The 11,269-nt window shown below is 44.8% G+C and carries 8 protein-coding genes; 6 read left to right on the plus strand and 2 right to left on the minus strand.

The features are described 5' to 3' along the window. The 5 genes from dnaA to JEZ96_RS00025 all read left to right on the plus strand — a co-directional run bounded on the left by dnaA (position 1) and on the right by JEZ96_RS00025 (position 7,468). Positions 1-1,386, plus strand: coding sequence for a chromosomal replication initiator protein DnaA (gene dnaA / locus JEZ96_RS00005; RefSeq protein WP_011787424.1), 1,386 nt, complete (start codon positions 1-3; stop codon positions 1,384-1,386). A 20-nt stretch (positions 1,387-1,406) separates the two neighbouring features. After that, on the plus strand, positions 1,407-2,507 hold the full coding sequence (gene dnaN / locus JEZ96_RS00010; RefSeq protein WP_011787425.1) for a DNA polymerase III subunit beta: 1,101 nt from the start codon (positions 1,407-1,409) through the stop codon (positions 2,505-2,507). Between the two features lie 196 nt (positions 2,508-2,703). Continuing rightward, positions 2,704-3,786: a DNA replication/repair protein RecF gene (gene recF / locus JEZ96_RS00015; RefSeq protein ID WP_011787426.1), complete on the plus strand. Its 1,083-nt coding sequence runs from the start codon at positions 2,704-2,706 to the stop codon at positions 3,784-3,786. 16 nt (positions 3,787-3,802) lie between these two features. Further along, a complete protein-coding gene (gyrB, locus tag JEZ96_RS00020; protein WP_011787427.1) occupies positions 3,803-6,220 on the plus strand; it encodes a DNA topoisomerase (ATP-hydrolyzing) subunit B in 2,418 nt (805 codons plus the stop codon). A 201-nt stretch (positions 6,221-6,421) separates the two neighbouring features. Then, complete coding sequence (locus JEZ96_RS00025) at positions 6,422-7,468, plus strand: HDOD domain-containing protein (protein ID WP_061783435.1); 1,047 nt, start codon at positions 6,422-6,424, stop codon at positions 7,466-7,468. 88 nt (positions 7,469-7,556) lie between these two features. Here JEZ96_RS00025 and glyS read toward each other — a convergent pair whose 3' ends face one another. Both glyS and glyQ read right to left on the minus strand, forming a co-directional pair. Continuing rightward, positions 7,557-9,626, minus strand: coding sequence for a glycine--tRNA ligase subunit beta (gene glyS / locus JEZ96_RS00030; RefSeq protein WP_014609498.1), 2,070 nt, complete (start codon positions 9,624-9,626; stop codon positions 7,557-7,559). Between the two features lie 10 nt (positions 9,627-9,636). Continuing rightward, positions 9,637-10,542, minus strand: coding sequence for a glycine--tRNA ligase subunit alpha (gene glyQ / locus JEZ96_RS00035; protein WP_011070431.1), 906 nt, complete (start codon positions 10,540-10,542; stop codon positions 9,637-9,639). A gap of 117 nt (positions 10,543-10,659) precedes the next feature. Here glyQ and JEZ96_RS00040 point away from each other — a divergent pair, with 117 nt between their 5' ends. Next, a complete protein-coding gene (locus tag JEZ96_RS00040; RefSeq protein ID WP_025008548.1) occupies positions 10,660-11,262 on the plus strand; it encodes a DNA-3-methyladenine glycosylase I in 603 nt (200 codons plus the stop codon). The last annotated feature ends 7 nt before the right edge of the window (positions 11,263-11,269 follow it).

Genomic DNA, 11,269 nt, shown 5'->3' on the forward strand with positions numbered 1-11,269 from the left:
GTGGCGGTTTCACTTTGGCAACAATGTATCGGACGACTGCAAGATGAGCTTCCTGCTCAGCAGTTTAGTATGTGGATCAGACCGTTACAAGCTGAAATGGATGGTGATACATTGGTGCTCTATGCGCCCAACCGCTTCGTGCTCGATTGGGTCAGAGAAAAGTACATTAATATCATTAATCAGTTTTTTACTGAGCAAATGGGTAGCGACGCACCCAAATTACGCTTCGATATTGGTAGTCGTCCATCGGCTAAAAAGTTTGAGCCCGCCCCAGTAGCGACTGTGCGTGCACCTAATACTCAAACTAAAGCGACTGTCGGTACTTATTTTAATACCCAAGCTGAGCCTATTGCTAATGCTAATCATCGTAGCAATATCAATCCAACCTATCAGTTTGATAACTTCGTCGAAGGTAAATCAAACCAATTAGGTAAAGCTGCAGCGTTGCAAGTGGCTGAAAATCCTGGTGGTGCCTATAACCCATTATTCTTATATGGTGGAACAGGTTTAGGTAAGACTCACTTGTTGCATGCTGTCGGGAACGGGATCATCAAAAATAATCCTAATGCCAAAGTGGTTTATATGCATTCTGAGCGTTTTGTCCAAGATATGGTTAAAGCGCTGCAAAATAATGCCATCGAAGAATTTAAACGTTACTACCGTAGTGTCGATGCACTGTTTATCGATGACATTCAATTCTTTGCCAATAAAGACAGATCTCAAGAAGAATTCTTCCATACCTTCAATGCCTTGCTTGAAGGCAACCACCAAATTATTTTGACTTCAGATCGTTATCCAAAAGAGATCGATGGTGTTGAAGACAGATTGAAATCGCGTTTTGGTTGGGGGTTAACCGTGGCGATTGAGCCACCCGAGTTAGAAACCCGTGTGGCGATTTTGATGCGTAAAGCCCAAGAGAGTGGTATTAACTTGCCCGATGAAGTGGCCTTCTTTATTGCTAAGCGCTTACGTTCAAACGTGCGTGAGCTAGAAGGTGCGTTAAACCGCGTTATTGCGAACGCTAACTTTACTGGTCGACCAATCACCATTGATTTTGTTCGTGAAGCACTGCGTGACCTCTTGGCACTTCAAGAAAAATTAGTCACTATAGACAATATTCAGAAAACCGTAGCTGAATACTACAAGATCAAGATGGCTGATATGTTGTCTAAGCGCCGTTCACGTAGTGTCGCGCGTCCAAGACAAGTTGCCATGGCGTTATCCAAAGAATTAACTAACCAGAGCTTGCCGGAAATTGGTGATGCTTTTGGTGGTCGCGATCACACCACAGTGTTGCATGCCTGTCGTAAAATTGCTCAGCTACGGGAAGAGAGCCACGACATAAAAGAAGATTATGCTAATTTGATTAGAACGCTATCTTCTTAAAAACAAGGAATTTGGACACTATGAAATTCTCAATTGATAGGGATGCCCTGTTAAAGCCGCTTCAATTAGTCTGTGGTGCGGTAGAAAGACGCCATAATTTGCCCATTTTGTCTAATCTCCTTGTAGAAGTTAGTGGTCACTCTCTTAAACTGACGGGGACAGATTTAGAAGTTGAACTTGTTGGTCAAGCTGTGGTTCACGGTGATATCGAAGAAGGTCGTACTACAGTTCCTGCTAAGAAGCTGTTAGATATCGTAAAGTCATTGCCAGAACAAAGCGAATTAAAGGTTGAGCAACAGGATAATAAGTGGTTGCTGCGTTCAGGCCGTAGCCGTTTTTCCTTAGCGACTTTGCCCGCCGAAGAATATCCCAATGTTGAAGCTTTCCAAGCTGAAATTGAATTTAGTTTAAAGCAAGGCGTATTGAAGTCGATTATCGATTCGACGCAGTTTTCGATGGCGAACCAAGATGTGCGTTATTACCTCAACGGATTACTCTTTGAAACTGAAGGTAATATGTTGCGCGCTATTGCGACCGATGGTCATCGTTTAGCCTTAAGTCATCGTGTTATCGATGCCCAATTACCTGAAAAACAAGTTATTGTTCCACGTAAGGGCGTGATGGAAATGGCGCGTTTATTGGAGTCGGACGATTTAGATATTGCGATTGCTATCGGTGATAATGCGATTCGTGCGACTACCGCTAACACCGTCTTTACCAGTAAATTAGTGGATGGTCGCTTCCCTGATTATCGCCGTGTATTACCAAAGGGCGGTGATAAAATTGTGATCGCGAGTCGCAATCATTTGAAACAAGCACTGACTCGGGCATCGATTTTATCCAACGAAAAATTCCGTGGTGTGCGTATTCAACTCGAAAATGGTTTGCTCAAGATTACCGCTAACAATCCTGAACAGGAAGAAGCGGAAGAGATCATCGATGTTGACTATAACAATCAATCACTTGAAATTGGTTTTAACGTCAGTTATTTACTGGACGTGCTCAATAACCTTAAGTCCGATGATGTGCGTATCACGCTGATTGATGGTAACTCTAGCGCTTTAATTGAAAACCATTTGGAAGAAGATTCCATGTATGTGGTTATGCCGATGCGTTTGTAGTTCACGTCACATACTTGTCCATGTTTACCCGTTTATCTTTGCTATCTACGCTGCGTGTTCGTGGCGTAGATTTCCTCAAAATACTCCTGTTAAACCATCCATCATTGGTATGGTGCGGCTTCACTAAGGTCTGTGCGGTATGATAGCTATTATGAATTTCTGTACTGTGCCGATTGCTCGGCTCTATGGGTAATGCATGAGTTTAACCCGTCTTAATATTGAAGCTTTTCGCAATATTCAGTTTGCACAGTTAATCCCTGCGCCAGGGATTAACGTGATTTATGGCCAAAATGGCAGCGGAAAAACCAGTATTTTAGAAGCCATTTATTTCCTCGGTATGGGGCGTTCGTTTCGCAGCCATTTATCGCAGCGGGTGATTAATAACGACAACGATAAGTTGACTCTATTTGCGACGTTAAACTTAGCGCGCGGTGACAGTAAAATCGGTTTGCGCCGATTTCGTAGCGGTGAGACTGAAGTTAAAATTGATGGCGAAAAGGTCAAACGGCTATCGACCTTAGCCGAAACCTTGCCTATTCAAGTGATCACACCAGAAAGCTTTTCGTTACTGTTTGAAGGCCCAAAATCCCGTCGACAATTTATCGATTGGGGCGCATTTCATGCCGATCCGCAGTTTTATGGTGCTTGGACGAATGTTCGCCGTGTTCTTAAGCAAAGAAATCAATTGCTTAGGAATGGTGCTGTTTACACTCATATTCAATTTTGGGACCAAGAATTTGTGCGTTATGCCGAGCAGGTCACCGAAATACGAAACCATTATGTAGACTCGTTAAATGGGCTACTTAAGGGTATAATCGGGGAGTTTTTACCGAGTGTAGATGTGAAGGTTTCATTTACTCGCGGCTGGGATAGTAAGACGGATTTTGCAGAACTACTCGAAAACCAATATTCCAGAGATTTGGCCACAGGTCATACCGTCAGCGGTCCCCATAAAGCTGACCTTAGACTTCGTGTAGGCAATTTGCCGGCGCAGGATGCCCTGTCCCGTGGTCAATTGAAATTATTAGTCTGTGCACTGCGTATTGCACAGGGAAAGTTGCTCAAACAACAAATAGATAAACACAGTATTTATCTTGTGGATGATCTTCCATCCGAGTTGGATGCACAGCATAGGCAGCTATTGCTTAAGCAGTTAACGGATACCGGAGCACAAGTATTTGTGACCGCCATCGATCCTGCTGCAATAGTCGATTCGTTACACACGCCTCCCAATAGGATGTTTCATGTGGAACAGGGACGTGTAACGGTAGTTGAATAACCATTGAGAGAATAATATGTCAGAGAATAGTTACGATTCTTCGAGTATTAAGGTCCTTAAGGGCCTTGATGCAGTACGTAAGAGACCTGGGATGTATATTGGTGACACCGACGACGGTACGGGTCTACATCATATGGTGTTCGAAGTAGTCGATAACTCTATCGATGAAGCGTTAGCCGGCCATTGTAGCGATATTACCATTACTATCCATGTAGATGGTTCTGTTTCTGTAAAAGATGATGGACGTGGTATTCCGGTCGCTATCCATGAGGAAGAAGGCGTATCGGCAGCAGAAGTTATTATGACGGTATTACATGCCGGCGGTAAGTTCGATGATAACTCCTATAAAGTGTCTGGTGGTCTCCACGGCGTGGGTGTTTCGGTTGTAAACGCTTTATCTCGAAAGCTGCAAATGACTATTCGTCGTGCTGGCAAAGTGTACGAACAATTTTATACCCATGGTGTGCCTGATGCGCCAATCAAAGAGATTGGTGATGCAACCAAAACAGGGACTGAAATCCGTTTTTGGCCGAGTGAAGATACCTTTAGTGATGTTGAATTTCACTTTGAAATTCTGGCAAAACGGGTGCGTGAATTGTCATTCCTTAACTCTGGTGTCGGTATTCGCCTGATTGATGAACGTGACAATAAAAATGAATTTTTCAAATATGAAGGCGGTATTAGTGCATTCGTCGATTATTTGAACCGTAATAAAACACCTGTCAATAAAGAGGTGTTCCACTTTATGCAAGAGCGTGACGACGGTATTACCGTTGAAGTGGCTATGCAGTGGAACGATGGTTATCAAGAAAATATTTTCTGTTTTACCAACAACATTCCGCAACGTGATGGTGGTACTCACTTAGTTGGTTTCCGTAGTGCGTTGACGCGTAACCTCAACAACTACATGGAAAACGAAGGCTATAACAAGAAAGGTAAGACGAACGCGACCGGCGATGATGCCCGTGAAGGTTTAACTGCCGTTATCTCTGTTAAAGTGCCAGATCCTAAATTCAGTTCGCAAACGAAAGACAAACTGGTTTCTAGTGAAGTGAAAACCGCGGTTGAACAAACCATGGGTGAGAAGTTGAACGATTATCTGCTGGAAAACCCAGCCGATGCGAAGTTGATCGTCGGTAAGATTGTCGATGCGGCCCGTGCCCGCGAAGCGGCGCGTAAAGCCCGTGAAATGACTCGCCGTAAAGGTGCTCTCGATTTAGGTGGTTTGCCTGGTAAGCTGGCCGATTGCCAAGAAAAAGATCCTGGTCTTTCCGAAATTTACATAGTGGAAGGGGACTCTGCTGGCGGTAGCGCTAAGCAGGGACGTAACCGTAAGAACCAAGCGATTCTGCCACTGAAAGGTAAAATTCTAAACGTTGAGAAGGCCCGCTTCGATAAGATGTTGTCTTCTCAAGAAGTAGCGACGCTTATCACGGCACTTGGCTGTGGTATTGGTCGTGATGAATATAACCCAGATAAAACCCGTTATCACAACATCATCATCATGACGGATGCTGACGTCGACGGCTCGCACATTCGTACCTTGCTGTTGACCTTCTTCTTCCGTCAAATGCCTGAATTGATTGAACGTGGTTATGTGTATATTGCTCAGCCGCCTTTGTTTAAAGTGAAAAAGGGTAAGCAAGAACAGTATTTGAAAGACGAACCAGCACTGACTCAATACCTCACGACTCAAGCATTGGATGGCACCGTAGTGTATCCAACGCAAGGTGCACCTGGTATGTCGGGTGAGCCGTTAGAGCGTTTAGTGACTCAGTACCGTGAAGTAGAGGCGATTGTTGCCCGTTTAGAGCAGCGTTATCCAACGCACATTACTAACCGTATGCTTTATCACCCAATGATCACCAACGAGATGTTGGCTGATGAAGGTAAGATGAAAGAGTGGATCGATGCCTTTATCCACGAGCTGGTGGAAATGGAAAGTAGCGGTGTATTGTATTCGGCTGAGCCAATTCTCGATCCTGAGCGTAAAGTGTATCTGCCTAAGATCACTATTCGTAAACACGGTATCGATACTAACTATCTGTTTACTTATGATTTCTTCCAATCAAGCGATTATCAACGTATCGGCAAGTTAGGTGCGGCGTTAGATGGCATGATTGAAGAAGGCGGCTATGTACAACGTGGTGAACGGGTTAAAGAAGTCGGCAGTTTCCTCGAAGCGCTAGATTGGACGATTTCGGAAGCGAAACGTGGCTTGTATATCCAGCGTTATAAAGGATTGGGTGAGATGAACCCTGAGCAATTGTGGGAAACGACAATGGATCCTGAATCACGCCGTATGTTGCAAGTCACAATTGATGATGCCGTGGGTGCCGATCAGTTGTTCACTTGTTTGATGGGTGACCAAGTGGAACCACGCCGTGAGTTTATCGAAGCGAACGCATTGAACGTGGCTAACTTAGACGTGTAATGTGTTGTAATGATTGATTGAATTAAGGGAAAGCTGAGGCTTTCCCTTTTTGTTTGGATTATTAATACTTATCCCATAAAAGCAGCTATTATGTTGTTATTAAGTTAGTGACAAATACCTTTTATTGAGCATTGACTACAATGGACTTGCATTGCTTGATATTGAACTCTTTTTATTTGTTAATTCTGGGAGTTATATTGCTTGATAAAGTCCATTTTTAATAAATTATTTAATCTTCGTGAAGATAACCCAATTGAGCGTCCTAAGAGCTTTAGTGCCACCGATTTGGGAAAGCCACTAGCAATTTCTCCAAAAAATATCACTCAGCAGGAAAGTATTTCTGCTAACGTTGTTTACGTTGATTTATCTGCACTTTTTTATAGTTTGTTATTTCCCGCTCGAGTGAATGATGCCGGTGGAATTGCCAACAATCTTGAACGTCGGGTAATGGCGGAGATAGAGCATGCCTTAGCATCGCCACAAGTGATCGCCGAAAAAGTGTTAAAACTGCCGTCAAAGGTATTGGAGTTAGATCGTAAGCTGGCTGACCCACAGTTTGATATTAAGGCTCTATTAGCACTTATCGAGCGTGATCCTTTACTGAGTGTGGAGGTGCTTAAGCTGTGCAATTCCCCTGCGTTTAAACGTAGCGATAGGGATATCACCAGTTTACAACAGGCTTTGGTACAGCTTGGCCGCGAACAGTTGAGAAAGTTTGTCACCACTTGTTTAGTGCGTGAAATGTTAGATATCAAACCAATTTATTTCCGTCGTTTTGGGGCTGAAATTTGGCGCCATTCGATGCAGGTCGCTTTTCTTGCCAGTGAGTTAAGCGATGAAGATCAAGATACAGCTTTTTTATTGGGCCTATTACACGATGTCGGCAAGTTGGCTATTTTTAAAATGCTCCTCGATGCATTTGTACAGGCAGAGCCAGGAGAACAGCCTAATTCTGGGTTATTTAGACAAGTTATGACGACCAAATCGTTAACCTTGAGTTCATTGCTTGCTAAGCATTGGCAGTTACCTAATACCTTTGAAACAGAATTAGACAGGCTCGCCAGTGTGAACTCGCGTCCTCAAGCGGGGCTTGCTGCAGTGGTATGGCGGGCGAATGTGATCAGCGAGATTTCTATGCTGCATCAAGCAGGGCAATTATCCCCTGAGATACTGGCGAATTTACTGCAGCAAGTTAACTTGGAACAGACCCAATTTGATGGCTTACATCAAAAGCTGCTGCAGTTCTGATTGGGTAATTTAATACGTTTGGTATAAGAAATCAGGCCAATAAAAAACGCGCTTTTAAGCGCGTTTTTTATTGGTGCTTAGCGGCACATTATTGCAGTAATGAGATATCCGCTACGTGCAGGAACTGCTCGCGTAGATTATTCAACAATGCTAAGCGATTGTTTTTCAATGCTTCATCATCTGCCATAACCATCACATCTTCAAAGAACTGATCGACGCTTTCACGCAGGCCAGCTAACAAAGTTAAGGCTTGTTGGTAATCGGCATTGGCAAATAAAGGTGCCAACTGTGGTTGCAGCTCATTCAACTTGGCCGCCAATGCTTGCTCTGCGGCTTCGGTTAACAAACTCGCATCGATAGTAGTTGGTAAAGCGCCTTCAACCTTAGCCAGAATGTTGGATACACGTTTGTTCGCTGCTGCAAGTGCGCCAGAAGCTTCTAGGCTTCTAAAGTGTGAAACCGCATTGATACGGCTATCAAAATCAGCTGGGCGTGTTGGGCGACGTGCTAGTACCGCTAAGATCACATCAACACCAATACCTTTATCTTGATACCAAGCGCGGAAGCGAGCCATTAAGAACTCTAACACTTCGTCGCTTGCATTGGCGTTGCTTAAGTGAGTGCCGTGGAGCTCCTGAGCTTTAGCAATCAGTGTTACTAAATCCAGTGGCAGTTTGTTCTCAACTATAATACGCAGCACACCGATGGCGGCACGGCGTAGGGCAAAGGGATCGGCTGCGCCTTTTGGTGCTTGGCCAATACCAAAGATACCGACTAAAGTGTCGAGCTTATCTGCTAATGCGACTGCACAAGATACGCCTGCACTAGGCACTGTATCGCCAGAGAACTTAGGCTTGTATTGCTCTTCCATCGCAACCGCAACGGCTTCGGTTTCACCATCGAGGCGGGCGTAGTGCATGCCCATAGTGCCTTGAGTGTCGGTAAACTCCATCACCATATTGGTCATCAAATCGGTTTTAGATAACAAACCTGCACGGGCTGCATCAACCGCATTCGCGCCAGTTTGCTCGGCAATAAAGGCGGCTAGGGCAGAAATACGATTCACTTTGTCTTTTAAGGTACCGAGCTGCTGTTGGAACAGGACTGTTTCAAGGCTAGGTAAACGCGATTCCAGCGTGTGCTTTTTATCGGTATTAAAAAAGAACTCGGCGTCGGCAAGACGTGGGCGAACCACTTTCTCGTTACCAGAGATAATTTGCGCGGGATCTTTTGATTCGATATTTGCCACAAAGATAAAGTTTGGCAGTAACTTGCCTGCATCATCAAAGACAGGGAAGTATTTTTGATCGCCCTTCATGGTATAGACCAAAGCTTCAGACGGCACACTTAAGAATTTTTCTTCGAAGCTAGCGGTCAATACCACTGGCCATTCAACCAAAGAGGCGACTTCTTCAAGTAGGCTATCTTCGATATCGGCTGTGCCACCAATCTTAGCGGCGGCTTTTTCGGCATCGGCTTTGATTAATGCTTTACGGCTTTCGTAATCGGCGATGACTTTGCCTTTTTCTTTTAGGTCGGCAAGGTAGTGATCTGCATGGGCTAATTCAAACTGCTTTAGGCCCATAAAGCGGTGACCGCGAACAGTGCGTGCCGATTTGATACCCAGCAATTCACCTTCAATCAACTCACTGCCTAACAAGATAGTGGCAGTATGAACAGGGCGAATAAATTGGGTTTTATTATTGCCCCAACGCATTGGCTTAGGAATGGGCAATTTATCGAGTGCACGTTGCGCCATAGCAGCGATTAAACTTTTTGTTTCGACGCCTTCAACTTTGGCGTTATGGACTAACCATTCGCCTTTATCTGTAACTAAACGTTCGGCTTGTTCAACAGTAATACCATTACCACGTGCCCAACCTTCGGCGGCTTTAGTCGGTTTGCCTTCAGCATCGAATGCTGAACTCACTGCTGGGCCGCGTTTTTCAACGACTTTGTCGGCTTGCGCAAGGGCAAGTTCAGTGACGTTAATTGCCAGACGACGTGGCGCTGCGTACCAAACGGCTGAGCTGAACGCTAAATCGGCTTTGGTGAGTTCTTCAGTAAAGTTAGCTAAAAAGGATTCAGCCAGTTTACGCAGTGACTTGGGTGGTAACTCTTCCGTGCCTAACTCTATGAGTAAGTTTTCAAAATTCATGTTTTTACCTCTACTTACACATTGGGAAGCCAAGCGCTTCGCGTGCCTGATAATAGGATTCAGCAACAGCCTTAGCCATAGTGCGAACGCGTAAGATGTAGCGTTGGCGCTCGGTAACTGAAATGGCGTGGCGGGCATCGAGCAGGTTGAAGGCGTGTGAGGCTTTCATCACTTGCTCATAGGCGGGTAGAGGTAAAGGTTTTTCCAGCGACAATAAATGCTGACACATTTTTTCGCACTGATCGAACAGAGCAAACATAAAGTCTACATCGGCGTGTTCAAAGTTATAGGTCGATTGTTCGACTTCGTTTTGGTGGAATACATCGCCATAGGTGATGCGGCCCATTGGGCCATCGGTCCAAACGAGATCATAAACGCTATCAACACCTTGGATATACATCGCCAGACGCTCTAGGCCATAGGTGATTTCACCCGTGACAGGGCTGCATTCTAAGCCGCCGACCTGTTGGAAGTAGGTAAACTGAGTCACTTCCATGCCGTTAAGCCAGACTTCCCAGCCTAGACCCCAAGCACCGAGTGTTGGTGATTCCCAGTTATCCTCAACAAAGCGGATATCGTGGATTTGAGTATCGATACCGAGTGCTTGCAGTGAACCTAAATAGAGTTCTTGGATATTATCTGGTGAAGGCTTCAACACGACTTGGAATTGGTAGTAGTGCTGTAGACGGTTAGGGTTTTCACCGTAACGGCCATCTGTTGGGCGGCGCGATGGCTGCACATAGGCACTGCTCATAGGTTCTGGCCCTAGAGAGCGTAAGAAGGTTTGTGGGTGGAAAGTTCCCGCACCGACTTCCATATCTAGAGGTTGAACGATTGCACAGCCTTGCTGCGCCCAATATTCCTGCAGGGTGAGAATAAAACCCTGAAATGTTTTTACGTCGTGTTTTGTCGTCATGTCTACTTGTCTACTGCCGTCAGCCTGAATAGAAAATGGGTTCGATTATACCTTGTAGATATCTGCTTATGTAGGTTATTTTTTACCTTCTTAATTAAAACAATAAGGTTATATACCATGGAAGAGATCCGCTGTGGCTGGGTAAGTGATGATCCCTTATATCGTGAGTATCACGACAAAGTGTGGGGGCGACCTGTTTATGATCCAAAGGAGCTGTTTGCTAAGTTGTGTTTAGATGGTCAACAGGCCGGATTATCTTGGATAACTATCCTGAAGAAGCAACAAAACTATGAACAGGCCTTTGCTAATTTTGAACCTGAGATAATTGCCACCTTCGATGAGGCGAAAGTGGAGGAGCTTATGTTGGATCCCGGTATAGTGCGCAACCGCTTGAAGGTGAACTCTATCATCAAGAATGCTAAAGGTTATTTAGCCTATACTGCCGATGGGAAGGATTTCTCTGCATTTTTATGGAGCTTTGTGGGCGGTAAACCCATAGTTAATCAGATTAGGGCAATGTCGCAGGTTCAGGCACAAACACCAGAATCTGAAGCCATGTCAAAAGCGTTGAAGAAGCTCGGATTCAATTTTGTCGGCCCAACCATTTGTTATGCCTTTATGCAGGCGGTGGGAATGGTGAACGATCATCTTGTAGAGTGTATTGCTTATCAAGCCTGTGTCGATTCTTGTGCCGGACTGCATAATCACGAGCAACATTAATCGAGAG

The sequence above is a fragment of the Shewanella putrefaciens genome (genome assembly GCF_016406325.1).
Classification (GTDB): domain Bacteria; phylum Pseudomonadota; class Gammaproteobacteria; order Enterobacterales; family Shewanellaceae; genus Shewanella; species Shewanella putrefaciens.